The sequence below is a fragment of the Mesorhizobium kowhaii genome (genome assembly GCF_003253745.1).
Lineage (GTDB): Bacteria > Pseudomonadota > Alphaproteobacteria > Rhizobiales > Rhizobiaceae > Mesorhizobium > Mesorhizobium kowhaii.
Map to the genome: position 1 here is coordinate 229,581 of NZ_MZXV01000076.1, position 24,066 is coordinate 253,646.

Annotated in this window: 28 protein-coding genes, 1 tRNA gene and 1 pseudogene; 16 read left to right on the plus strand and 14 right to left on the minus strand. The window is 62.6% G+C overall.

The genetic code is table 11. From position 1 onward, the window contains the following. The first annotated feature begins 43 nt into the window (after window positions 1–43). Window positions 44–637: a hypothetical protein gene (locus B5V02_RS34580; protein ID WP_111548427.1), complete on the plus strand. Its 594-nt coding sequence runs from the start codon at window positions 44–46 to the stop codon at window positions 635–637. Between the two features lie 108 nt (window positions 638–745). On the opposite strand, the gene ppa is transcribed toward B5V02_RS34580, so the two are convergent. The 6 genes from ppa to B5V02_RS34615 form a co-directional block, all read right to left on the minus strand. Then, window positions 746–1,279 (minus strand): inorganic diphosphatase, encoded by a 534-nt coding sequence (gene ppa, locus B5V02_RS34585; protein ID WP_095084142.1) that lies wholly within the window; start codon window positions 1,277–1,279, stop codon window positions 746–748. 112 nt (window positions 1,280–1,391) lie between these two features. Further along, window positions 1,392–1,898, minus strand: coding sequence for a GNAT family N-acetyltransferase (locus B5V02_RS34590; protein WP_111548428.1), 507 nt, complete (start codon window positions 1,896–1,898; stop codon window positions 1,392–1,394). Window positions 1,899–2,016: 118 nt separating this feature from the next. Further along, on the minus strand, window positions 2,017–2,655 hold the full coding sequence (locus tag B5V02_RS34595) for a TPM domain-containing protein (protein ID WP_111548429.1): 639 nt from the start codon (window positions 2,653–2,655) through the stop codon (window positions 2,017–2,019). Window positions 2,656–2,664: 9 nt separating this feature from the next. Beyond that, the gene (locus tag B5V02_RS34600; protein WP_111548430.1) at window positions 2,665–3,543 is read right to left on the minus strand and encodes a TPM domain-containing protein; all 879 of its coding nucleotides are present in this window, start codon (window positions 3,541–3,543) and stop codon (window positions 2,665–2,667) included. Between the two features lie 4 nt (window positions 3,544–3,547). Then, window positions 3,548–4,396 (minus strand): TPM domain-containing protein, encoded by an 849-nt coding sequence (locus B5V02_RS34605; protein ID WP_111548431.1) that lies wholly within the window; start codon window positions 4,394–4,396, stop codon window positions 3,548–3,550. A gap of 248 nt (window positions 4,397–4,644) precedes the next feature. Continuing rightward, a complete protein-coding gene (locus tag B5V02_RS34615) occupies window positions 4,645–5,283 on the minus strand; it encodes a LemA family protein (RefSeq protein ID WP_111548433.1) in 639 nt (212 codons plus the stop codon). Window positions 5,284–5,446: 163 nt separating this feature from the next. Here B5V02_RS34615 and B5V02_RS34620 point away from each other — a divergent pair, with 163 nt between their 5' ends. The 6 genes from B5V02_RS34620 (at window position 5,447) to B5V02_RS34645 (ending at window position 10,967) form a co-directional block, all read left to right on the plus strand. Further along, on the plus strand, window positions 5,447–5,698 hold the full coding sequence (locus B5V02_RS34620) for a hypothetical protein (protein WP_111548434.1): 252 nt from the start codon (window positions 5,447–5,449) through the stop codon (window positions 5,696–5,698). Window positions 5,699–5,711: 13 nt separating this feature from the next. Beyond that, a complete protein-coding gene (gene pdxY, locus B5V02_RS34625; protein WP_111548435.1) occupies window positions 5,712–6,596 on the plus strand; it encodes a pyridoxal kinase PdxY in 885 nt (294 codons plus the stop codon). Beyond that, window positions 6,593–7,387 carry a DUF429 domain-containing protein gene (locus B5V02_RS34630; RefSeq protein WP_111548436.1) on the plus strand — a complete coding sequence of 265 codons (795 nt, stop codon included), beginning with the start codon at window positions 6,593–6,595 and terminating at the stop codon, window positions 7,385–7,387. The genes pdxY and B5V02_RS34630 overlap by 4 nt, the downstream gene beginning before the upstream one ends. A 271-nt stretch (window positions 7,388–7,658) precedes the next feature. After that, entirely contained in the window at window positions 7,659–8,303 is a 645-nt protein-coding gene (locus B5V02_RS34635; RefSeq protein ID WP_111548437.1) for a carbonic anhydrase, read from the plus strand. Window positions 8,304–8,398: 95 nt separating this feature from the next. After that, on the plus strand, window positions 8,399–8,812 hold the full coding sequence (locus tag B5V02_RS34640) for a nuclear transport factor 2 family protein (RefSeq protein WP_425374450.1): 414 nt from the start codon (window positions 8,399–8,401) through the stop codon (window positions 8,810–8,812). 100 nt (window positions 8,813–8,912) lie between these two features. Then, window positions 8,913–10,967, plus strand: a complete 2,055-nt coding sequence (locus B5V02_RS34645) for a M3 family metallopeptidase (RefSeq protein WP_111548439.1) — start codon at window positions 8,913–8,915, stop codon at window positions 10,965–10,967. Window positions 10,968–10,975: 8 nt separating this feature from the next. On the opposite strand, the gene B5V02_RS34650 is transcribed toward B5V02_RS34645, so the two are convergent. The 4 genes from B5V02_RS34650 to B5V02_RS34665 form a co-directional block, all read right to left on the minus strand. Beyond that, window positions 10,976–12,451 (minus strand): M81 family metallopeptidase, encoded by a 1,476-nt coding sequence (locus B5V02_RS34650; RefSeq protein ID WP_111548440.1) that lies wholly within the window; start codon window positions 12,449–12,451, stop codon window positions 10,976–10,978. A 32-nt stretch (window positions 12,452–12,483) separates the two neighbouring features. Beyond that, window positions 12,484–13,308, minus strand: a complete 825-nt coding sequence (locus B5V02_RS34655) for a carbohydrate ABC transporter permease (protein ID WP_111548567.1) — start codon at window positions 13,306–13,308, stop codon at window positions 12,484–12,486. Between the two features lie 11 nt (window positions 13,309–13,319). Further along, a complete protein-coding gene (locus B5V02_RS34660; protein ID WP_111548441.1) occupies window positions 13,320–14,189 on the minus strand; it encodes a carbohydrate ABC transporter permease in 870 nt (289 codons plus the stop codon). Window positions 14,190–14,477: 288 nt separating this feature from the next. Continuing rightward, window positions 14,478–15,710, minus strand: coding sequence for an ABC transporter substrate-binding protein (locus B5V02_RS34665; protein ID WP_111548442.1), 1,233 nt, complete (start codon window positions 15,708–15,710; stop codon window positions 14,478–14,480). Window positions 15,711–15,995: 285 nt separating this feature from the next. Between B5V02_RS34665 and B5V02_RS34670 the strand changes: the two genes are divergently transcribed. Genes B5V02_RS34670 through B5V02_RS34680 form a run of 3 tightly spaced genes read left to right on the plus strand, consistent with a single transcriptional unit; the run spans window position 15,996 to window position 18,746 of the window. After that, window positions 15,996–16,784, plus strand: a complete 789-nt coding sequence (locus tag B5V02_RS34670) for an SDR family NAD(P)-dependent oxidoreductase (RefSeq protein ID WP_111548443.1) — start codon at window positions 15,996–15,998, stop codon at window positions 16,782–16,784. A 2-nt stretch (window positions 16,785–16,786) separates the two neighbouring features. Then, a complete protein-coding gene (locus B5V02_RS34675) occupies window positions 16,787–17,854 on the plus strand; it encodes an ABC transporter ATP-binding protein (RefSeq protein ID WP_111548444.1) in 1,068 nt (355 codons plus the stop codon). A gap of 10 nt (window positions 17,855–17,864) precedes the next feature. After that, complete coding sequence (locus tag B5V02_RS34680) at window positions 17,865–18,746, plus strand: MurR/RpiR family transcriptional regulator (RefSeq protein ID WP_111548445.1); 882 nt, start codon at window positions 17,865–17,867, stop codon at window positions 18,744–18,746. Between the two features lie 318 nt (window positions 18,747–19,064). Here B5V02_RS34680 and B5V02_RS34690 read toward each other — a convergent pair whose 3' ends face one another. Together B5V02_RS34690 and B5V02_RS34695 are read right to left on the minus strand one after the other, a co-directional pair. Continuing rightward, complete coding sequence (locus tag B5V02_RS34690) at window positions 19,065–19,382, minus strand: DUF167 family protein (RefSeq protein ID WP_111548447.1); 318 nt, start codon at window positions 19,380–19,382, stop codon at window positions 19,065–19,067. Between the two features lie 12 nt (window positions 19,383–19,394). Next, entirely contained in the window at window positions 19,395–19,685 is a 291-nt protein-coding gene (locus B5V02_RS34695) for a YggT family protein (RefSeq protein WP_111548568.1), read from the minus strand. A gap of 161 nt (window positions 19,686–19,846) precedes the next feature. On the opposite strand from B5V02_RS34695, the gene B5V02_RS34700 reads away from it, so the two are divergent. The 6 genes and pseudogenes from B5V02_RS34700 to B5V02_RS34725 all read left to right on the plus strand — a co-directional run bounded on the left by B5V02_RS34700 (window position 19,847) and on the right by B5V02_RS34725 (window position 22,568). Next, window positions 19,847–19,922 (plus strand) — tRNA-Ala (locus tag B5V02_RS34700). A gap of 356 nt (window positions 19,923–20,278) precedes the next feature. Beyond that, window positions 20,279–21,027 (plus strand): annotated as a pseudogene (locus tag B5V02_RS34705) (helix-turn-helix domain-containing protein). Window positions 21,028–21,292: 265 nt separating this feature from the next. Beyond that, window positions 21,293–21,559: a nitroreductase family protein gene (locus B5V02_RS34710; protein WP_111548569.1), complete on the plus strand. Its 267-nt coding sequence runs from the start codon at window positions 21,293–21,295 to the stop codon at window positions 21,557–21,559. A gap of 60 nt (window positions 21,560–21,619) precedes the next feature. Further along, the gene (locus B5V02_RS34715; RefSeq protein WP_111548448.1) at window positions 21,620–21,871 is read left to right on the plus strand and encodes a hypothetical protein; all 252 of its coding nucleotides are present in this window, start codon (window positions 21,620–21,622) and stop codon (window positions 21,869–21,871) included. A 4-nt stretch (window positions 21,872–21,875) separates the two neighbouring features. Beyond that, window positions 21,876–22,136, plus strand: coding sequence for a hypothetical protein (locus B5V02_RS34720; RefSeq protein WP_111548449.1), 261 nt, complete (start codon window positions 21,876–21,878; stop codon window positions 22,134–22,136). A 111-nt stretch (window positions 22,137–22,247) separates the two neighbouring features. After that, a complete protein-coding gene (locus B5V02_RS34725; protein ID WP_111548450.1) occupies window positions 22,248–22,568 on the plus strand; it encodes a hypothetical protein in 321 nt (106 codons plus the stop codon). A 100-nt stretch (window positions 22,569–22,668) separates the two neighbouring features. Here the strand turns inward: B5V02_RS34725 and B5V02_RS34730 are convergent, their stop codons facing one another. Together B5V02_RS34730 and exbD are read right to left on the minus strand one after the other, a co-directional pair. After that, a complete protein-coding gene (locus B5V02_RS34730) occupies window positions 22,669–23,595 on the minus strand; it encodes a TonB family protein (protein WP_111548451.1) in 927 nt (308 codons plus the stop codon). Then, complete coding sequence (gene exbD, locus B5V02_RS34735) at window positions 23,592–24,056, minus strand: TonB system transport protein ExbD (RefSeq protein ID WP_111548452.1); 465 nt, start codon at window positions 24,054–24,056, stop codon at window positions 23,592–23,594. Before exbD ends, B5V02_RS34730 begins: the two co-directional genes overlap by 4 nt. Between the last annotated feature and the right edge of the window lie 10 nt (window positions 24,057–24,066).

A 24,066-nucleotide genomic window follows, 5' to 3' on the forward strand; every position in this document is an offset into this window, starting at 1 on the left:
TTTGGCGCTACGCTGCGCTGGCTTGCAACGGAGATTGTCGGCCATGCGCGCTCTTCTGATCCCGTTCGTCTTCGCCGGTTTCTGCCAGCCTGCGCAGGCCAGCGACATATCAAGCGCCTATACCGATCTCGATTGGAAGAAGGACTGCGTGACCTACGCGCAGGCCGAAGAGGGCGACGGCGACTGGGCCGATCTCGCCTGTTCGGGCTATCGCGGCTACCCCGTGCTGATCGCCTATGACGACGCTCGTGAATCGCTGTTTTATGGTTTTCCGCCCGGCAGCGACATGACATCGGTCTGGGAGAGTTTTTCCGGCTTCAATTCATCCGGAGCCAAAATCGAGTGGCGCATCGAGACCACGGGCGACAAGGCCGTGCCCTTTGCCGTGATCCACCGCCGCTCGATCAGCAACCCGGACGACCAGAACAAGCCGACCGAGGTGCTGCTCGTCGCCAAGGTCGGCCAGATGGACGCCCGTGATGGCTGCACCGTCGGCCTGGTGCTGGCCACGGGCAATCCCGCCGCCAACGATCAGGCGCGCAAACTCGCTGACGAGAAAGCGCGGACATTCGCCTGCGGCAAGGACAGACACACGGTCATCGGCAACGTGCCGGCTTTCGGCCGCGTCGATAACTAATGCATGTCGCCCAAAAGTGGCCCCGGTTTTTGGGGCAACGGCATGCTTAAAAACAAAGACTTAAAGCGCGTCACCTGAATCTGTTTCAACGCGACGCGCTTTATCGGGCTACTTGCTCGCCTTGGCCCGCGCGATCGCGTCGAGGATCATCTTCTTGGCATATTTGGAATCGTGCCAGCCTTCGATCTTGACCCATTTGCCGGGCTCGAGATCCTTGTAGTGCTCGAAGAAGTGCTGCACCTGCTGGCGCGTGATGTCGGGCAGCTGGGTGTATTCGGTGACGTTCTCGTAGCGCAGCGTCAGCTTGGGCGACGGCACGGCGATGATCTTCTCGTCCTGGCCGGCATTGTCTTCCATGATCAGCACGCCGATCGGCCTGACATTGATGACGCAACCCGGCACCAGGGCGCGCGTGTTGCAGACCAGCACGTCGATCGGATCGCCGTCGCCCGACAGCGTGTGCGGCACGAAGCCGTAATTGCCGGGGTAGCGCATCGAGGTGTGCAGGAAGCGGTCGACGAACAGCGTGCCGGCCTCCTTGTCCATCTCGTACTTGATCGGCTCGCCGCCGATCGGCACCTCGATGATGACGTTGACGTCCTCAGGCGGATTCTTTCCGGAGGCTATGGCTTCAATGCGCATGGTTTTGTCCCTCTTTTGATGAGAGATCGATAGCGGGCGCTGCCGCGCGGCGCAATGCGGCGAATGGTGCTGGGCACGATCGGAAGGCGTAATGGCACAAAGGGCCGGGCCGTCACTCCCAGACGAAGGCGACCTTTTTCAGCGCCTTCTGCTCGAAGATCTCGACACCTTCGGCGACGTCGCGCCCGCCAGCGCCGGCATAGAAGGCGAGCGCGTTCTGGTTGTCCTCAAGCGCCCACACCACCATGCCCTTCAGCCCGTGATCGGCCAGCCGCGCCCTGGCTGCCGCGAACAGGCGGCTGCCGAGCCCGATGCCCTGATATTCCGGGCGCAGATACAATTCGTAGATTTCGCCTTGCTGCTTGAGTTCCCGGGCGCGGTTCTTGCCGATCGTGGCATAGCCGGCGATCTTGCCGCCTATCTCGACCACCAGCACGGTGGCGGCGCGGCGGATGGCATTCGCCCACCAGTCGGCACCACGGCGGTTGATCATCGATGTCAGCGTGCGGTGCGGAATGATGCCGGAATAGGCGCCGCGCCAGGCCTGCAGGTGCACCTCGGCTATGGCACCAGCGTCGCTCGGTTCGGCCTTCCGGATGTCGATCGTCAGCGTATTCATGATTTGTTAACCATAAACCCGCATTGCCCGATTGCAAGAGTCAGCGCGGCCCGCCGACCGCTTTCTCACAGGCGATCATCGCGTCAGCGAAGTGGCTTCGATGCCTTCTCGGAAAGGCTCAAATCTCGACGAGATGGTCGTCGAGCTCGTTGGTGTCGCCTGATGTGACCGGGAAATGCTCGGCCAGCACCGCGCCCACCGATTCGATCGCCTTGACGAAGCCGTCGGCAAGCCGGTCGTCGCCGGCCTGCGCGGTCAAGTCGCGCACGACACCATCCCAGACATGCTGGCCGACCTTGGCATCGATGCCCGAATCGGCGACCACCTCGGCGTAGCGCTCGGCGATCGAGACGAAGACCAGCACGCCGGTGCGCGCCGTGGTGCGGTGGACGTTGCGGGCGAGGAACTGCTTGATCGCATTGGCGTGCGCCGCCTGATAACGCAGCCGCCTCGGCACCAGATGGATGCGCAGGCCAGGTAGCGCCCACAACAAGGCGAGTACGCAGGCCAGCGCCAGCAGCTGGGCCATGACGAAATGCGGCAGCCTGATCGACAGCCACAAGGCCTCCAGCCCGTAGCCGACGGCGAGACTGACGATCAGAATGCCCGCTGTCGCCATGAAGGCGGCCGGGAAGAAATAGCCGTCGCTGGCATGCGCCACGACGCAGTAGATCTCACCATCGGTCCTGGTTTCGGCGGCGCGGATCGCAGCGGCGACGCGCTCATGATCTTCCGGGCTGATCGGTCGTGTTGCCATGATCTTGTCTCACCAGCTTCCTGAAGAACCGCCACCACCGGACGAACCGCCGCCACCGGAAAACCCGCCGCCGCTGCTTGAGCCGGACGACCACCCGCCACCGGAACTTCCCGACGACCAGCCGCTGCCCGACGACGAACCCGTTGTCCAGCTGCTGCCCGAGGATCCGCTCGGTCCGCGGCCGTAACGAAACGTCATGCCCAGCCATTTGTACACGCCCGGCGACAGCTTTGTGCCGAACATCGGCGGCAAGAACGCCATCGCCATCCCGCCGAAAAACATCGTCGCCCACAGGATCAGGAACACCGCGACGATGGGGTCGATGGAGCTGGCGTGGGGCGGGTTGCGGGCGCCGCGCGCTTCCAGCTCCTCCGGATTGCCTTCCAGCACCATGACCATGTCGTCGACGGCCTTGCTGATGCCGCCGGAGAAATCGCCGGCACGGAAGGCCGGCACCATGTCGTTTTCGATGATCAGCTTGGTGTGCAGGTCGGTCAGCGTGCCTTCCAGCCCATAGCCGACCTCGATGCGCATTTTGTGGTCGTTCTTGGCCACGAGCAAAAGCGCGCCATTGTTCTCGCCGGCCTGGCCAAGTTTCCAGAAGCGGAACAGCCGGTTGGCGTAGGGCTCGATCTCCTCGCCATCGAGGCTGTTGATGGTCGCGACGACGATCTGGTCGGAGCCCTTTGTCTCGAAATCGGCGAGTTTTTGCGTCAACGCTGCCTTGGTCGCGGCATCGATGATGCCGGCATTGTCGACGACACGCCCCGTCAGCGCCGGCAACTCGGCGGCGAAGGCCGTGACCCCGAAAAACAGCGCCGCCACAGCCACCAGGACTGCCGCGGCGAAGCGGCCGGGTCTCGACAGGCTGATGGTGCGTGTCGTCATGCCGTCACCAGCTTCCCGAAGAGCCGCCGCCGCCGGACGAACCGCCGCCGCCGGAAAAGCCACCACCGCCACCACCCGAAGACCAGCCGCCGCCGGAACTTCCCGACGACCAGCCGCCACCGGACGACCGTCGGTGTGGCTCGAAGGTCATGCCGAGCCAGCGATAGCGGCCGGGACCGAGCTTCTGGCCGAAGATCGGCGGCAGGACGGAGACCGCGATGCTGCCGAAGAAGATGATCGCCCAGATGCTGATGAAGACGGCGAAGAACAAGTCGTCGGAATTGAAGGGCGCCTGCTGGTTGCGCTCGCCACGCGCCACCAGTTCCTCCGGATTGCCTTCCAGCACCATGATCATGTCGTCGACGGCCTTGCTGATGCCGCCGGAGAAATCGCCGGCGCGGAAAGCCGGCACCATATCGTTTTCGATGATCAGCTTGGTGTGCAGGTCGGTCAGCGTGCCTTCCAGCCCATAGCCGACCTCGATGCGCATCTTGTGGTCGTCCCTGGCCACCAGCAGCAGGACGCCATTGTTTTCCTTCGCCTGGCCGAGCTTCCAGAAGCGGAACAGCCGGTTGGCGTAAGGTTCGATCTCCTCGCCGTCGAGACTGTTGATGGTGGCAACGACGATCTGGTCGGAACCTTTTGTCTCGAAATCGGCGAGTTTTTGCGTCAACGCTGCCTTGGTCGCGGCATCGATGATGCCTGCAATGTCGACGACACGGCCCGTCAGGGCGGGTAGATCGGCGGCGAAGGCAGTGAGGGGAAGGAAGAGGAGACTTAGAATGGCATACAGCAAGGCAAGGTTAGCGATCCTTCGCGCCCCCCTCTGTCCTGCCGGACATCTCCCCCTCAAGGGGGGAGATTGGCTGTCATCGCTGACAGCAACTCGTCTGCAACGTAGAAAATTGGCGAAAGCGGAAAAACTGCCAATCTCCCCCCTTGAGGGGGGTGAGGCGTGGTCCGCGTAGCGGACGGAAAGCCAATTGCTTGGCTTTCCGAGCGACGAACGCCCGGAGCGACAGCGAAGGGCCGGGTCCGGTAGGACAGAGCGGGGTGGGACGGAGCACAAGGCCGACAAAAACCAGCCTCACCAGGCGTTCTTCACCCGCCCTGCTTGGTGCCGAAATCGACCTTCGGCGTCTGCAGCTTGTCGTCGTCGATGGTGAAGTTGGCAAAGGGCTGGTTGCTGCGGAACCAGAACGTTGCCCACAGCACCGAGGGGAAGGTCCTCAGCGTCAGATTGTAGTCCCGCACCGCCTGGATGTAGTCGCGCCGCGCCACCGCGATGCGGTTTTCGGTGCCTTCGAGCTGCGCCTGCAGCGCCAGGAAATTCTGGTTGGCCTTGAGGTCGGGATAGTTCTCCACCACCGCCAACAGCCGCGACAATGCGCTGGTCAGGCCGGCCTGGCTGTCCTGGAATTTCTTGAAGGCTTCGGGGTCGTTCAGCGTTTCAGGCGTCACCGTTATCTGCGTTGCCTTGGCGCGGGCCTCGACCACGGCGTCGAGCGTGTCCTTTTCATGCGCGGCGTAGCCCTTGACCGTCTCGACCAGGTTGGGGATGAGGTCGGCGCGGCGCTGATACTGGTTCAGCACCTCGCTCCATGCCGCCTTGGCGTTTTCCTCCGCCGTCGGGATGGTGTTGTAGCCGCAGCCGGCAAGCAGCGGCAGCACGATCGCCATCATCAGGAAGGCGGGCAGCGCGCGGAACATCGACGGTGGAGCAAGACGCTGGGCAAACATGATGGGGTCCCTCGGTAGAAGTTGCATGCGAAGCATTACCACAATCAGCGCGCAAGAAAACCGCCCGACCGGCAGCCGCTTGCCTGGCACGCCTGGTGGCGTTGCAAGGCTCTGTGATTGGCCGCGCGAACGCGATAAGGTCTGAGCAAAACGGGACATCATCATGGCGCAACGCCAGGACAGCGAGAGGGAATCGCGCCGTATCCTCGAGCGCATCGCGCGCGAGACGGATCCGGCCGGCAATTCGTTTGTGGCGCGCAGCACGAAAGGCATGCGCGACCACGTCACCGCGGCCGATGCCGACCGTGCCGACCCGATCGAAGTCTGGGGCACGCGCATTGGCCGGACAATCGGCCTGCTCCTGACACTGGGCCTGATGGTCTGGCTTGTGCTTTACGTCATCCGGGGCAGCTAGGAATCAAAGAACAATGAGCGCCGAAAAAACCGACGCGCCGCGTGCGGTCATCGTCATCTCCAGCCATGTCGCGCGCGGCTCGGTCGGCAACCGCGCCGCAGTCTTTGCGCTGGAGACGCTGGGCTTTCCAGTCTGGGCGGTGCCGACAATCATCCTGCCCTGGCACCCCGGCCATGGGCGGGCGACACGGATCGTGCCGCCGCTCGATCAGTTCAAGGCGCTGATGGCCGATCTCGAGCGCGCGCCATGGCTGGGCGAAGTCGGCGCCGTGCTGTCCGGCTATCTCGGCGAGCCAGGCCAGGCCGAGGCCGTTGCCTCTCTGGTTGCCGCCGTGAAGGCCAGGACGCCTGACGCCGTCTATATCTGCGATCCGGTGATGGGCGATTCGGGTGGCCTGTACGTGCCGGAACCGACTGCCGCTGTCATGCGCGATCGGCTGATGCCAATCGCCGACATCGCCACCCCCAATCGCTACGAACTGGAATGGATGGCCGGCGCCCCGTTGCCCGACCTGAAATCGGTGATCGCGGCCGCCCTTCACGCCGGCCCATCGACCATGCTGGTCACCTCGGCGCCGTCGATGATGACCGGCGGCACCGGCAACCTTCTGCTCGACGGCAACCAGGTGCTGCTGGCCGAGCACCGCCTGATCGACAAGCCGCCGAATGGACTGGGCGACCTGACGGCGGCCGTCTACCTAGCGCGCATCCTGTCCGGCCAGCCGGCGATCAAGGCGCTGCAGTCGACCACGGCGGCGGTCTACGAGATCCTGGCGCGCACCGCCAAGCGCGGCGGCGACGAATTGCAGCTCGAAACCGACGCACAGAGCCTGTCGCACCCGATGGCGATGGTGCAGCTTCGCCACCTCACGCATCCGGGGCGGGACCGCAGGGCGTGACTCCAGCCACGACCGCCGTGCTTGTCGGCGTCGACGGCTGCAAGGCCGGTTGGATCGCCGTACGGCACGATCTCGGTTCGACACCTCGTAACCCCGGTTCGACACCTTCCGTCGCTGTCTTTGCAAGCTTCGCCGCCCTGCTTGCAGCACTCCCCGCTGACGCGATCGTCGCTGTCGATATGCCGATCGGTCTGCCCGAGCTTTCGAAAAGAGGCGGGCGCGGACCGGAAGCGCTGGTGCGGCCGCTGCTCGGGCAGCGGCAATCCAGTGTCTTTTCGATCCCGTCTCGCGCCGCGCTCTATGCCGACACGGGCGACTTCACCACAGTCGAAGCCTGGTACGCCGCGCATCGCCGGGCAAGCGAGGTGGCCATGACCACATCCGACCCGCCGCGCGGTGTTTCGATCCAGGCGTTTGGTATCTTTTCGAAGATCCGCGAGATCGACGCCCTGCTCATCGCCCGGCCCGAATTGCGCAGCCGCGTCTTCGAATCGCATCCGGAAGTCGCCTTCTGCCGGCTGAACGGCGATCAGGCCATGCAGCTGCCGAAGAAGATAAAGGGCAGCATCAATCCGGCCGGCATGGCGGAACGCAAGGCGCTGCTAAGCCGCCATGGCTATGAGATGAGCTTTCTCGACGAGCCGCCGCCGCGCGGTGCCGCCGCCGATGATTTTCTCGATGCAGCCGCGATGATGCTGATTGCCGGTCGCATCGCCAGCGGCGAGGCACGGCCATTTCCCGACCCGCCGGGCCGTGACAGTTTGGGCATCCCCGTCGCGATCTGGGCGTGAGCCCCAAGCAATTCCAGGAAAAATGCGAAACAGTTTCCGTCCGCAATTGCGTTGAAACAAAGAGATAGCTCGAGCCATGCACCTTGCATGGCGATTGCCGGGCAGCCATCTGCAATTCGGCATTGCCCGCAACAGGCTTTTGCCGTTAGAGCCTCTTTAGAGCAATTCCAGGAAAAGTGTGAAACGGTTTTCCGTCCGGAATTGCGTCAAAACAAACAGAGACCCGCAACGAGCTGCCGCATCCAACCCGGAAAGGCTCCAGACGCCGCCCATGTCCCATCTCCCTGACCATCTTCTCGCCGGCTACCGCAATTTCATGACCGGCCGCTATCTCACCGAGAGCGGACGCTATCGCGAGCTTGCCCGCGAAGGCCAGGCACCGGAAACGATGATCGTCGCCTGCTGCGACTCCCGCGCGGCCCCCGAAGCGATCTTCGACGCCGGCCCCGGCGAACTCTTCGTGCTGCGCAATGTCGGCAATCTGGTGCCGCCCTACGCGCCGGACGGCGAGTTTCATTCGACCTCTGCCGCGCTCGAATTCGCGGTGCAGAGCCTCAAGGTGAAGAACATCGTCGTCATGGGCCATGGTCGCTGCGGCGGCATCCGCGCCGCGCTCGACACCAATTCCGCACCGCTGTCGCCCGGCGACTTCATCGGCAAATGGATGAGCCTCATCGCGCCGGCGGCCGAGACCGTGTCCTCCAGCACCTTCATGACGGCGTCGGAACGCCAGACCGCGCTGGAGCGTATTTCGATCCGCTATTCCATCGCCAATCTCAGAACCTTTCCTTGCGTCTCGATCCTCGAAGGCAAGGGGAGGCTGTCGCTGCATGGCGCCTGGTTCGACATTTCGACCGGCGAACTCTGGGTGATGAACAAGGAGACCGGCGATTTCGAACGGCCGGAGATGGCGTAGACCATGATCCCGAACCGAAGGATCGCGCCGGCGAAAGTCGCAATCGGTTTTTCGGGTAAGCTCATGGTCAAACAGCAAGACGGTGGCAGCACATGATGGGAGATCGCCGTTCGATCACTTTCGTCGCGGCAGCGTTGCTGTTTTCGATCATTCCTGTTCGCGCCGACGATGGCGCCATCATCAGCCGCTGGTATTCGGCACTGCTGGTGGCCGATCGCACCGAACTGTCCGACCTGCTCGCCGATGACGTCCGCATAAAGCTTGAAGACCTCGGCATCGTGCAAAGCAAGCAGGAATTCATCGCCTCGATTGACGAATGGCAAGGCGCCGTCGCGGGTGCGGAGATCCGGCACCGGATCGAGAAGAGCGAAGGCGGCGTCACCACGGTGATCGCCTGCTATGATTTTCCCAACAACGACATGCTGATGCAGGAAACCTTCGCGGTGACCGACAACCGCATCACCGCCAGCTCGCAAGCGGCGATCGCCGAAAACTGCGACGATTACTGACGAAAACCTGACCGGCAGCCCTGTTGCGTGCGGCGAACCTGCGCCCTACATCGGGGATGAACCGCCCTTCCCTTCGCTGCCAACATTCGAAAGATTGTCCATGCCTTCCACGAAAGCCGTCGACCTCGCCGCCCATCCGCTGACCGCGTGGCAAGGGCCGCTCGGCCTGCCCGATTTCACCCGCATTGGTGACGACGACTTTTCCCCGGCCTTCGATGCGGCGCTGAAGGCGCATGAGGCGGAGATCGAGGCGATCGCCGGCAACCAGGATGCGCCGACCATCGAGAACACGCTGCAAGCGTTGGAACTCGGTGGTGAGGCACTCGACCGTGTCTCGTCCATCTTCTGGTGCCGCGCCGGCGCCTACACCAACGAGACGATCCAGGCACTGGAGCGCGACATCTCGCCAAAAATGTCCAGGCATTTCTCGGCGATCTCGATGAACGAGAGGCTGTTCGCCCGCATCGACGATCTCTACCAGCGCCGCGAGAGCCTGAAGCTCGATGCCGAGACGCTGCGGGTGCTGGAGAAGACCTGGAAAGGGTTTGTCCGCTCTGGCGCCAAGCTCGACGCCGACGGCAAGAAGCGGCTGGCAAATATCAACGAGGAATCGTCTTCGCTTGGCACCAGTTTCGGCCAGAATGTGCTTGCCGATGAGCGCGACTGGGCGCTGTTCCTCGACGAGGCCGACCTTGCCGGCCTGCCGGATTTTTTGAAGAGCTCGATGGCCGAAGCCGCAGAAATGCGCGGCCAGAAGGGCCGCTATGCCATCACTTTGTCGCGCTCGATCTACGAGCCGTTCACGACCTTCTCCGAACGCCGCGACCTGCGCGAGATTGCCTTCCGCGCCTTCACCATGCGTGGCCAGAATGGCGGCGCCACCGACAACACCACTGTGGTGCGCGACATGCTGAAGCTGCGCGCCGAAAAGGCAAAGCTGCTCGGCTACGGCTCGTTTGCCGCACTGAAGCTCGACGACACCATGGCCAAGACGCCGAGGGCAGTGCATGCGCTGCTCGACCCGGTCTGGGAGAAGGCACTGGAAAAGGCCGCGGCCGACCAGAGCGAATTGCAGCGGCTGGCGACCGAAGCCGGCAGCAACGAAACATTCGCCGCTTGGGACTGGCGCTTCTACCAGGAGAAGCTGCGCGCCGAAAAGTTCGCCTTCGACGAGGCGGAACTAAAACCCTATCTACAGCTCGACCGCGTCATCGACGCCTGCTTCGACGTGGCGACACGGCTGTTCGGCATCACCTTCGAGGAAAAGCAAGGCATTGCCGTATGGCATCCCGACGCGCGCGTCTTCGTGGTGAAAAATGCCGACGGCAGCGAGCGCGGCCTGTTCCTCGCCGACTATTTCGCGCGGCCGTCAAAGCGCTCCGGCGCCTGGATGAGCGCGCTCAAGTCCGGCTACAAGCTTGGCCACGGGTCGAAACCGGTGATCTACAACATCATGAACTTCGCCAAGCCGCCGGCGGGCGAGCCGGCTCTGCTGTCGGTCGACGAGGCGAAAACGCTGTTCCATGAGTTCGGCCACGCGCTGCACGGCATGCTGACCGATGTCACCTGGCCGTCGGTTTCCGGCACCTCGGTCAGCCGCGATTTCGTCGAACTGCCCTCGCAGCTCTACGAACACTGGCTGACCGTGCCGGCGGTTCTGGAAAAGCATGCGCTGCATGTGAAGACCGGCAAGCCGATGCCCAAGGCACTGCTCGACAAGATGCTGGCGGCGCGCACCTTTGGCGCCGGCTTCGCCACGGTCGAATTCACCGCTTCGGCGCTGATCGACATGGCCTATCACGCGCGGCCGGATGCGCCAGAAGCGCCGCTTCGTTTCGAAACCGAAACGCTTGAAAAGCTCGACATGCCGGACACCATCGCCATGCGCCATCGCACTCCGCATTTCGGCCATGTGTTTTCCGGCGACGGCTATTCGGCCGGCTATTACTCCTACATGTGGTCGGAAGTGCTCGACGCCGACGCCTTCGCAGCCTTCGAGGAGACGGGCGACCCGTTCAACCCGGCGCTCGCCGAGCGGCTGCGTAAGAACATCTACGCCGCCGGCGGCTCGAAGGACCCCGAAGAACTCTACACTGCCTTCCGTGGCAAGATGCCGTCGCCTGAAGCGATGATGGCCAAGCGCGGGCTGGTGTAATCCAGCCCTCACACCTTCCACGGATCGGCCACCCGCGGCCAGATCGGCCGCGTCAGCTTGGTGTAGTTGGTCACCGCCGGATTGCTCGGATACGAACTCGGCGCCGAGACATAGATGATCTCGGCGGCGATCGGCTCGAAGCCGGCATAGAAATGATTGGTCGACTTGATCAGCAGGATGTCCTTGGCCAGAGGATCGACGCCGATGTTGACGAAGATATCCGGCTCGAAGGTCTGCGTGCGATTGGTGTTGAGGATGATGTCGACCTCGGTGCCTTCGATGCGCACCAGCGCCGTCGGCCCCAGCGTCACCCGGCTCGGCCCGAAACTCTGCCAGCCCTCTGGAACCGCTTTCAGCACACGCACACGCGCGTCGATCGGCTCGCCGGCCTGAGGCCCGGCCTTGCCGCCGAAACGCAGGTCGATGACGGCGCCCTCGCCTGCGGCCAAACAGAAGGTCACCGCGATCGGATCCCAGATCGTCGCGACGCCGACATTGTTCAGGCCGCGCGCCAGCATCTGGCGCAGCACGATGGTGCCGTCGCCGGGCACACCGCCGCCGGGATTGTCCCAGATATCGGCGATGACCACGGGCTTGCCCGGGTTTTCAGCGCGCACGGCCAGCGCCCGATCGATGCCGTCGGCGGCGCTGAGCATGGTCATCGTCGTCTTTTCGCGCAGCGCGTAGAGTTCCAGCCCCAGCCGTTCCGCCAGCGCATCGCCCTTGGCCTTGTCATTGTCGGTGACGACCAGGATGCGCGTGCCCATTTCGGCCACGTCGGCCGCCATGAAGCCGTGGATGACGGAGACCGACAGCACGCCGTCCTTGCCGTGCAGCGCCTTGATGCGGTCGACGAAGGAGCGCATCGGCTCACGGCTGGTCGGCAGCACCTGAATCATGCGGCAGTCGAAGGTCGAGATGACGGGCTTGATCTCACCGCGCGCCGCGGCGAGCCCAAGCGCCACGACATGTTCGCCGCGCTCGTAGAAATCGGTGTGGGGGAACTCGAGGAAGTAGGCCATGATGTCTGATGCCGCGACACGCTTCGGTGTCAAATGGCTGTGCGGATCGAACTCCGAGGCGATCACCACCTTCGGACCGACCATCTCGCGGATGCGCCCGAGCAGATCGCCTTCGCAGTCGTCATAACCTTGCGCCACCATGGCGCCATGCAGGCCGAGAATGACGGCATCGACCGGCAGCGCTGCGTTGAGCTGGCCGAGAAGTTCGTCGCGCAGCGCCTCATAGGTCTGCCGCTGCACCAGGCCGCCGGGCTCCGCCCAGGTGGCGGTGCCCTCGATGACGGTTAGCCCTTCGGCCGCCGCGCGCCGGCGCAGAGCGACCATCGGCGAGGAACACAGCGTCGGCGTCTCCGGATGCTTGCCGGGCCCGGCATAGAAGGCCATCTCAAACGAAGCCCTGTCGGTCGGCACCGGCGAGAAGGTGTTGGTTTCCGTCGCCAGCGAGGCGGTGAAGATGCGCATGAGAACTCCGTGGTGGATGGTAGTCTAGCAGGCTATTTGACCGCCCCGAGCGCCAGCCCCCTTACGAGGTAGCGCTGCAGCCAGATGAACAGGATCGCCACCGGCAAGGTCGCCAGCAGCGTCGCCGCCATGACGTGGTGCCATTCGATGGTGTAGCGGCCGGCGACCAGCGAAAACACCTGGATCGGCAAGGTGTAGCTTTCCTGGCTGCGCAGCATGGTGAGCGCCACGACGAATTCGTTCCAGGCATTGATGAAGGTGAAGATCGCGGTCACTGCGATCGCCGGCAGGCAGAGCGGCAGGAACACCTTGCGCAAGGTCAGCCAGCGGCCGGCACCCTCCATCCAGGCCGCTTCCTCGAGATCGCGCGGAATGGTGTCGAAATAGCTTTGTAGCATCCACACGGTGAAGGCGACGTTGAAGGCCATGTAGATGAGGCCGAGCGCCGTCGTGCTCTCGACCAGGCCCCAGGCCGCCATCAACCGGAACAGGCCGAGCACCAGCACGATCGGTGAGATCATCTGCGAGATCAGCAGGAACTGCCGCAAGGCGCCGTAGCCGGCAAAGCGGAAGCGCGACATGGCGTAGGCGGCCGGAACCGAAATCAGGATGGCGCCCACGGTGGCGATGATCGATACGTAAAGCGAATTGAGCAGCGCCCGGCCGAAGCCGGTCGCCACCCACATGTCGGAAAAATTCGACCAGCGGAATTCACTTGGCCACCAGGTCGGCGACAGCACTTCCTGTCTTGGCTTGACCGCGGTCAGGAACATCACCGCGAAGGGGAAGATCGTCACCACGATCAGCGGCGCCAGCAGCAGCCACGCGATGATGGAGCGCTTCAGCTTGCCCGTCATGAGCTTATTGGTCATGCGCGTTGCTCCCGCATCGCCAGCCGCACATAGATCATGGTGAAGACCAGCAATATGGCGAACATCACCAGCGACACCGCCGATGCTTCGCCCAGTTTGCCGATGCGGAAGGCCAGCTTGTAGAGATGGGTGACCAGGATATCGGTCGAGTTGGCCGGCCCGCCTTGCGTCATCACCCAGATGATCGGGAAGGAATTGAAGACGTAGATCGTGTTGAGCACGATGGCGATGTTGATGAACGGTTTTAGCAGCGGAAAGGTGATCTCGCGGAACTGCTGCAGCGGCGTCGCGCCTTCGAGCGCCGCCGCCTCGTAGAGGTCGTCCGGGATCGACGACAGGCCGCCGAGGAAAATTGTCGTCGTGAATGGCACCGTCACCAGGATGCCGATCAGCACCTGCATCGGAAAAGCGGTCTCCGCGCTCGCCAGCCATTGGATGTTGTGGTCGATGAGGCCAAGGCCGATCAGCGCCGAATTCAGCATGCCGCTTTCGCCGCTCAGCGCCCAGCGCCAGACCACCGCGGTCATGGTCAGCGACACTGCCCAGGGCAGCATGATGAGGACTCGGGCAATGCCGCGGCCATAGAAATCGGTGTTGAGGATCATCGCCACCGGGATCGACAGCAGCAACGCGCCGCCAACGACCAGCACGGTCCACTGGCCGGTGCGCCAGAGCGCGGCCATGAAATCAGGATCGGCAAGCAGCGCCGTGAAATTGGCGAAGTCGTTGAATTCGCGAAGCTGGCCGAAGCGGCTCACTTCATGCGTCGATATCTGGATCAGGTCCCACACCGGCCAGAAGATGACGACAGCCGCCAGGAACAGGCTGGGCAAGGTCAGGAGATAGGGCAAGAAGCGATTTTGCATCGGCCGGGCTGTACCGTGTTTGCGGTGGACATCAGTGGCGCTGGCTTGCCAGCTTAGCTCAATCTCGCCTCGTTCTTCCCAAGGACATCGCTTCAGGATTTGAACTTCCTGCGGCGTTTGCGCTGCCCCTCACCGCCCTGCCGGCATCCTCTCCCCGTATAGCGACGGGGAGAGGGCTCGCTCTCATTGACACTTTCGCCAATCTCCAAAGTGGCAAGAACGAAGACCGGGAAAGGTGTGGCGCGCCCCGCCTGAGTGGGGCGCGCCACGGGCGCAGGGAGATACGCCCTATTTCTTGAGCACGGCGTTGGCCTTGGCTGCCGCGTCCTTCAATCCTGCCTCGGGGTCGCCGCCGAGGTATATCTTCTGCATGGCGTCCGAGGTGATCTGGGCGACCTCCTCCCAGCCGGGGATGATCGGCGCGAAGCGGGCGTCGGGCAGCAGCGCCGTGAACGCCGCCAGGTCGGCGTTGTTGACGTAGTAGTCCATCTTAGCTTCTTCCTTGTTCACCGGCAGGAAGCCTTCGCCCTGCGTGAACTTGGCGCGCTGTTCCGTGGTGAACAGGAAATCGAGCAGCTTCCAGGCCTCGTCCTTGTTCTTGGAGTTCTTGAACATGATGATCGAGTCGGTGACGCCATAGGTGCCGCGCGCGCCGGTCGGTCCGGCCGGAATGGCCGCCACGCCGTATTTCAGGTTCGGCGCCTCGTCCTTGATCTGGTTGGACAGGAAGGGTGCTGTGATCATCATGCCGACCTTGCCCTGCTTGAACAGGTTCTGCACATCCTCGCGGTTGTTGGAGGTGACACCCGGCTCGGTCAGGCCTTCGTCGATCATCGACTTGTAGAGCTTGGCGGCTTCAAGCGCACCCGGCGTGCCGAGGCCGGAAGTGCCGTCCTTGTTGAGGATTTCGGTGCCCTGGGACCACATCGCATAGTAGTAATAGACGTCGGTCTCGATCTCCTTGCCTTGCAAGCCGAAACCGAAGGTGCCGGAACCGAGCGCCTTGATCTTGCGCGCGTCTTCCTGCAGCTCGGTCCAGTTGGCCGGCGGATTGGCGATGCCGGCTTTCTCGAACAGCTCCTTGTTGTAGTACATGGCGCGCGCCGAGGCCGCGATCGGCAGGCCATAGGTCTTGCCGTCCATGATCGACGGCGACAGGAAGGTGTCGATGAAGCGGTCCTTGAAGTCGGGCTTGATGTAGCTGTCGAGCGGCTCGGCGACATCCTGCTGGACGAAGTCGATCAGCCAGCGCGTGCCGATGATCGACAGATCGGCATTGGTGCCGGCGGTGATGTCGGTGGTCAGCTTCTGCAGCAGCACCTCCCACGGCACCACTTCGAACTTAACGGTGATGCCGGGGTTGGCCGCCTCGAATTCCTTCTTGACGCTGTCGAAATAAGGGCCAGTCTTGGCGCTGTACTCGGCGACGGTGACGCGCACCTCGCCCGCATTCGCCTGCGCCGCAAATGCCAGCATGCTCATTCCGGCCATCAAGCCGACAGTCCATTTTGCAAGGCTCATTTGATGTCTCCCATTTTGATTTTGCGCCTGCGCGCCTCTTCGCGACCGGCGCAGAAGATTTATGTGACTTTCCTACATTATCGATGATTTGAGGGCTTGCAAGCAGATTATTCTGTTGCTTAATTACATTTTGTGGCCTAAGCAGGTTTCGCAAAAGTGTCCCACGGTTTTGCGGCAAGAACCTGCGGCAAACGAAGAAACCTAAGCAGACGACGTGGTAGCGAAGCGAGCGGAGTCTGCTTAGGCCTGACACGATTGTCAGAACTCCCGGAGGGATGACGCACGGTGGTTTCGCAAGCCGAGTTCGAAGGCAGGGCCGAGTTCGAAGGCAAGACTGTCGTGGTGACGGGTGCCGGCGGCGGCCTCGGCACGGCCATCGTGGCGCTGATGGCGCAAAGAGGCGCCAGGGTCATCGGCTGCGATCAGTCCAGCGAAGCCTTGAAGAGCCCGCACCTTGCCTCCCGCCACGTCTTCGACCTTCTCGACCGGGCTTCGATAGAAGCGGCGATCGGAGCGATCCTCGACAGGGATGGCGTGCCGGACATTCTCATCAACAATGCCGGCTGGACGCGCGCCGAGACGCTTTCCGCGCTCACCGCCGACAAGATCGAGCACGAACTCGACCTCAACCTGACAGGCGTGATGATGTTCGCCGATCCGCTGGTCAAGGCGATGGCCGGCCGCGGTTCGGGCAGTGTCGTCTTCATCTCCTCAGTCAATGCCATCGCGCATTTCGGCAATCCCGCCTATGCCGCGGCCAAGGCCGGCATCAACGCCTATGCCAAGGCGATTGCCGTCGAGCTCGGCCGCAACGGCTTGCGCGCCAATGTCGTTTGCCCCGGATCGATCCGCACCGCCGCCTGGGATCACCGCCTTGCCAAGGATCCCGAAATCCTCGGCAAGCTGCAGCGGCTTTATCCGCTTGGCCGCATCGTCAACGCTTCGGAAGTGGCCGAAGCGGTGGCCTTCCTTGCCTCCGATCGCGCATCGGGCGTAACAGGTGTGGTGATGCCGGTGGACGCTGGCCTGACGGCCGGTTGCCTGCCATTCATCGACGACATATTGGGAGCGTGACCATGACCGACGTCGAGTTTCGCGACCTGTCGAAATCCTTCGGGCAGCACAAGATCCTCGAAAACATCAGCCTCGATATCAAGAGCGGCGAGTTCGTCGTGCTGGTCGGGCCATCCGGCTGCGGCAAGTCGACCTTGCTGCGCATGCTGGCCGGGCTGGAGACGATCACCTCCGGCGATCTGTTGATCGGCAGCGTGCGCGCCAACGAGCTGCCGCCGCAGCAGCGCAACATCGCCATGGTGTTCCAGTCCTATGCGCTGTTCCCGCATCTGAAGGCCTCGGAAAATATCGGCTTTGGCCCGAAAATCCGCGGCGAGGCGCGCGCCACGGTCGACGCAAAGGTCAAGAAAGCGTCGGGCGTCCTCAATCTCTTCTCCTATCTTGACCGCTACCCCCGCCAGCTGTCGGGCGGCCAGCGCCAGCGCGTCGCCATGGGCCGCGCCATCGTGCGCGAACCATCGGTGTTCCTGTTCGACGAGCCCTTGTCCAACCTCGACGCGCAATTGCGCGTGCAGATGCGCGTCGAGATCAAGGCGCTGCACCAGCGGCTGAAATCGACGATCGTCTATGTCACACACGACCAGATCGAAGCCATGACCATGGCCGACCGCATCGTGGTGATGGACCGCGGCAGGATCCAGCAGGTCGGCGCGCCGCTGGAGCTCTATGACCGGCCGGCCAACAAGTTCGTCGCCAGCTTCCTCGGCTCGCCGTCGATGAGTTTTGTGTCCGGTTCTCTCAAGGCAACGCCTGAGAAAACCTGGTTCGAGTCGACCGGTGGCGGGCGGCTTGCGCTTGCCGGCAGACAGGTGCCGGCGGGCAGCGCGGTGGAGGCCGGCATCCGGCCCGAACATTTTGTCATCGGCGAGGCTGTCGACGCGATGACGATCAAGGTGGATGTCGTCGAGCCGACCGGCTCCGAAACCCATGTCTATGGTGCCATTGGCACCGATACGGTGCGCGCCGTGTTCCGCGACAGGGTGCCGGTCAGGCCGGGCGACGTGCTGCCGGTGAGCGTCGATCCCGGCAACATCCACCTGTTCGACAAGGCGACGGGTCTGCCCGTATGAAAACACAGATATGAAAACGCCGGCCGACATCATCACGCGCCTGCAACTGATGTCGCAGGACGGCACGAAGTCGGATCGCAAGCTGGCAGCCTTCGTGCTCGCCGACCTCGATCTCGTCTCCAAGGCGGCGATTTCGGATATTGCCGCGCGCGTCGGTGTCAGCGAGCCGACGGTGACCCGGTTCTGCCGCAACCTCGGTTGTGAGGGCCTGCGCGACTTCAAATTCTATTTGGCGCAAGCCATCGCCATCGGCGGCCAGTATCTGTCGCCGGAGCCGTTGAGCCGCGACGCCCGCGAACAGCGCATCGCTTCCGCCATCACCGAAGCTGCGATTGCCGCCATCCAGCGCGCCAGCGAAAACCTCGACATGACGACGCTGGTCGCCGTCGCCGCGCGGATTGCCGTCTCCGGCAATGTGCTGTGCATCGGGTCGGGCGGCATTTCGTCGATGATGGCGACCGAGATGCAGAACCGGCTGTTCAGGCTGGGCGTGTCGGTGCTGGCGCAGATCGACGGACAGCTGCAGCGCATGTACGCCGCCGTAGCCACGCCCGACACCACGCTAGTCGCCTTTTCGGTTTCCGGCTATGCGCGATCGGTCATCGATGCGGTGCAGGTCGCCCAGCAATATGGCGCCACCACCATCGCCATCACCCCGCCGGACTCGGCACTTGCCAAAGCCGCCGACACGGTCATCCATTTCCAGTCGCTCGAGGACGGCAACATCTACAAGCCGACATCATCGCGTTATGCGCTGCTGTCGATCGTCGACATGATCGTCACATCGGTCGCCGAGACGCGCGGACCAAGGGTTTTGGAAAACCTGCGCCGCATCAAGCAGAGCGTTAACACGCTGAAGGTCGACGATCCCCGTCTGCCGCTCGGGGATTGATCCGTGAACAGTTGCCGCGCAGGACCTCAGGAATAGCGGATGACCAATAGGCCTGCTTGGGTTTATATCGCTACTGCGGGACTGTCCTTGATCGTCGCTGTTCTGGCCATTGTACAGGCCATTACGCTTGCTTGGCTGTCTGCATTTGCTGTGAATGAACCGAGGTTGGCTTCTCTCAACCTCAGGTTTTGGATGTTCCTGATCATTGGAGGGGCGTCATTCGTAGTTTGTGCCGTCGCTGTCATACGATGGGTCCGGCAGGAGAACGAGGCCAGTCGTAAACGCTAGAGGGAGGACCCCAACCTCCCGTCGCGGGCATCAGGACTGCTGGCCGAGCGCCTCTATATTTTTCTCCAGCATCGCCGGGTCGCCTGCGATGCGCAAGGTCTTCAGCCGGGCGGTGCCGCCGGCGACAACCGACACGGCGGACGCCGGCACGCCCAGCGCCTTGGCGATCAACTTTTCGAGCGCTTTGTTGGCGGCACCGTTTTCCGGCACGGCACGAACGCGAGCCTTCAGATGGCTTCGCCCGTCAGCCGCTGTTTCGACGCCTTCAAGCCTGTCCAGCGCAGCCTTTGGCGTCAGCCGGACAAACAGCTCGACACCGTTTTCGCGCAGGCGAAACGGCGCGCTCACAGGATGGCTGCCTCAGACGACCCAGGATAGCACGGTGGTGAGCAGGAACTGCCGCAGGAAAAACAGGATCAGAAGCAGGATGATCGGCGAAATGTCGATGCCGCCAAGGTCCGGTATGAAGCGGCGGATCGGCCGCAACGCCGGCTCGGTCAGGCGGTAGAGCATGTTGCCGATGCTGCCGACGAACTGGTTGCGCGAGTTGACGACGTTGAAGGCGTAGAGCCAGGAGAAGATCGCCGAGGCGATGATGACCCACCAGTAGAGGTCAAGTGCCATGACGATTGTTTGAATGAGGGCGATCATGCCGGTCTCCAATTGTTGCCGACATGTAGCCATTGCGGGCGAAACCGGCAAGGGCCGCCTTCTCCCATACGCCGGCCTGACGCATGGCGGCCACGGATTTCGGCAAAACGCCGCCTTGACAGGAAAGCGCGGCGCCCGATAAATGCGCCCATCCGCTGGACGGGGCTGTAGCTCAGCTGGGAGAGCGCGTCGTTCGCAATGACGAGGTCAGGAGTTCGATCCTCCTCAGCTCCACCAGCGGAATAATCGATTTCTACTCTCCGCGACATTTTGTGCTCTCCACGACAAGAGCAATGCACGGCGCCCGCCCTGGCTCGCGGGCGGGCGATATTTGTTGTGCCAGCGCGCCTTCGAGGCCGCGACGTAATACTGCGCCCTTGTCTCGCGATGTCAGGCAAAACGGCTGTCAATTGGACTTATAGAGGAAGGGGCCTTTGGATTGTTTCCGTTTTCTTTGGAAGCTGCCCCATTAGATTGACGTCAGCAAATCAGTTTTTTCTGTGCGTTGCGACAAGGGCGTTTCGGCGGGGGCGACCGAAGACGTTTATATGATTTCGAGTCGAAATGAAGAAGCCGCCTGCGGAAGCAAACACGTGTCAATTCGCGAGAATCTCGCTGCAAACCTTAGACGCCTCTGCAAGGACCATGCCTCCGTAAGCGCGGTATGCCGTGAGCTGGGCATCAACCGCACGCAGTTCGAACGCTACCTGCAAAGGCAGACCGTTCCGAACAAGGCCACCGCCAAGCTGATATGCGACTATTTCCAGATCGACGAAGCCGAATTGTACCGGGATCCCGGTGTCCCCGAACCCAGGGTGCGCGGCCTGCCGCCGGTTTCCGAGAGCCTGTTCACCCAGATGATCCGCCCTCCCAGTCCATCGATCGCGGGAGGCACCTATTTCACCTATTTTTCGATCCCTCACCGCCCCGACCTCTTGATGCGATCGGTGACCTTCGTGCGGCGCGAAGCCGAGCTGGTCACCTTCAGACGGGTCACCGGATGGTCGGAACGGCGGGGATCGACATGGGCACGGGCGCGCGGCAACCATTATGGGGTGGCGATCTCGCGTCTGAACTGGATCTATTTCAGCGGCATCAATCGCCGCCAGACCGGCGAGCCGTCGCTGATCTCCGTGCAATGGGCCCCCATCTCCGAACCGGTGCTAACGGGCAAGGCCATGCTTCTGACCGACGCCGGGCCGGCATTCGTGTCCGTGATCATGCGGCGCGACACTGCCAACATCCGCCCGAGGCACGCCATCAGCATGGTACATGTCTCAGGCCCAACGATTCGAGCGTCGACTACCTGGTGGTCAGCATCACCCGGCACGGGCTGGGCTAGGCCCTCCCGGCCACGCCGTTTACGCTAAATAAGAATAAGAATGCACCAAAAGAGCGCATACCAACGATTGTCAACTCTGTATCTGAACAAAATCGATATTTTACACTTAAACCTCAGGAAAGATAAGTCACACGACCGCCTTTTGCGCGCTGCTTTACTACAATTTTAACAGACCATTAACTCTTACGACCTTACCTTTCTTGTCGTGGATCCCCGTTTTTAGGGTCTTTCAACGGGTCCCCATGAGGGTCAAGAAGGGATGAAAATGGCCAAGAAAGTGACCCCCGCTCCGAAGCTGACGATTGCCGCCGGCACGCAGACTGTCTTCTTTTCGCAGGCCGGTCACATCGGCCAGAACGTCATGCTAGCGGCGACCAATCATGGCCTGTCGGCATGCCCCACCGCCGCGCTCAGTCATTCAGCGATCAAGCGCCTGCTTGGTCTCGATCGCCTCACCGATGCGCCGATCTATGCCTTGACCATCTCGACCCCGCAAACATGCCCGTCATCAGCGGGTCAATCTATCAATTAGTCGGCTTAGTATATTCCAGTAACGCGTTCCTTGAGTTCCATCAGATAACAGGAGGTGCACGTGCCAAATCAATCCTTACGTCAGTCGGAGATCGATAGTCTTCAATATATTTCGTCGATGACCAATGAGCTCGTGCAGATGGCCGAAGCAAGCCGTTTTCCCATGATCTCCTATTTGCTGGGCATGGCCTATGCCGAAGCCTTCGACGTTCTTCGCGGCGCACGACCCGCCAGGCATGCGCAGCTCAGCGGCAACCCGCTGCACCCCAAGGCGCAGGCGAAAGACAATCGCGCTCATGCGAGGCGAGCGTAGCGGCATGCAATCGTCAGCCGCATGCGCGGTGGCAGGCTCGACCTTCCGGCCAAATCGCTGGGAAACACTGTGCGCGTTGCAAAGCCTGCTGCCGCTGCTGAAAAAGGCCGCCACGGATCTTGGCCGCGCCGACATGGTCTACTGGTTCGAACAGGCCGATGCCGAGGTCGCCAACATCATCAGTGGCAGGCCGTCCGATGCGACCGCCATTCCAGCCTTGATCGCATCCCGCCCGCAGAACCGCCATCCGGTCGCGCAGGCCTAGGGCGGTTCGGTGTTTGATTGAATCGCCGAACCCGCTCTAACCTTTTGTTTTCACGCAATTCCGGCGGAAAACCGCCACACGCTTTCCGGCAATTGCTCCAGGGACCTTGCAATGAACATGATTGTCAACATCAAGAGCATCGACACAAGGGACAGCATTTTCAGCCGGCTCGACGCCCTGATCGCAAGCCGATCGCCATCGCCTGTCGCCGCACGGATCGAATCGCGCCAGCTCTTCTCGATGGCAATTGCCGATAGCTGCCAGGCCGACAGTCTCTGGGGCGCGGTGGACGCCTTCCACGCCCATTTCGATTTCATGATGCAGACCATCGAGATCAACGGCGCCGATGACCCGAACCTCAGGATCCTGCGCACGAAATGCCGCTTCTATCTCGAACAGGTCGAGGCTCTGTGCAAGTCGCTGAGCTATTGATGGACGGAGCCTGCTCTGAGATTCAGGTCAGCCCGCCTGAGTACCGGAAGCGCAGGTATCAGCCGTTCGCAGGCCGGCCTCACCTGAATATCAACAGACCTTAGTTGCGGAGGCTGAACACGAATGGTGCCGTGCGGCTTTGGCGCGTGCCGAGTTCCGGCGGCGGTGCCGGCACGGTGGCCCCTTGCAGCACGGCCAGCGCCGCACGGTCCAGATCGGCATCCCCGGAGGAACGGGTGAGCCTTGCAGACAGGACCCGGCCGGACGAGTCGACCGTGAAGGCGACATACGGCCTGCCTTCCACGCCGCGGGCCTTGGCTGAACTGGGATAGCGCGTGTGCCGCTTGATCCAGGCCCCAAGACGGGAGTCCCATTTGCTGGAGTCGCCGGACCGCGATGTTGACTCCGCGGACTTCGGCGCGGCTGTCCTGCTCGCTGGCCTCGCATCGGCGCTGGCGACGCTTGCCGTCTTCGGCGGTGCCGCCTTCTCCCTCTTCGGCCGCGGTTTTGGCTTGTCGACGGGTTTTTTCGCCTTGGCCTCGACCGGTCTCTTGTCCTTGGACGCCTCGACCGGCTTCGGCTGCGGCAATGGAATGACCACGTCGGGTGTGACAGCCTCGACAATATCCGGGACGACCTCGTCCGGCGGCAGCTGGTCGACCTGCTCAGCCATCTCGGTCTGCGTGAGTTCGGTCTCGTCGGGCGGAACCGCTTGCGGCTGTTCGACAACCGGCTCCACCTTCTCGACCGGTTCTTCGGACGTCGGCTCGACCTGATCTGATGTCACCGCGTCCAGCGCGGCAACCTGTTCCGCGACGGTCGGCATCACCACCATCGGCGCCATCTCGATCACCTGGACCGGTGGCGGGCCGCCATCTGCTTCGTTGACCATGCTGAAGGTCTGCACGGCATAGGCGACCGCGACATGAGCTCCAAGGACCAGCACGGCTGCACCCGCCCACAAGCCAAGGTCGCGCCGGCTGAAGCGCGACAACTCGACTGAGGGCAAGGCGGCCGCTTGCATCATGGCACTGCTGTGCCGGTGGTGCTGGGCGCCTGGGCATCGGCGGGAGCCGTCTCCAGGCCGACCAGCGCGATCTTCAGATAGCCCGCACCGCGCAGCAGGTTCATCGCCTCCATCAGGTCGCCATAGGCGACCGCCTTGTCGGCGCGCAGGAAGATGCGCGTCTGCTTGTCGCCCTTTGTCCTGCTGTCCAGCGTGGCGGCGAAAGCCGGGCGTGGCACGCTGTCGTTGCCGATCGCCAGCGTCAGATCGTCCTTCAGCGTCAGGAACAGCGGTGTTTCCGGCCGCGGCGCGGGCGTTGCGGTCGAGCCCGGAAGATCGACATTGACATCCACCGTCGCCAGCGGTGCGGCGACCATGAAGATGATCAGCAGCACCAGGATGACATCGATGAACGGGGTGACGTTGATCTCGTGGCTTTCCTCGAGATCGTCGTCCATGGTCTGTCGGATTCTGCTTGCCATGGCCTTGCTC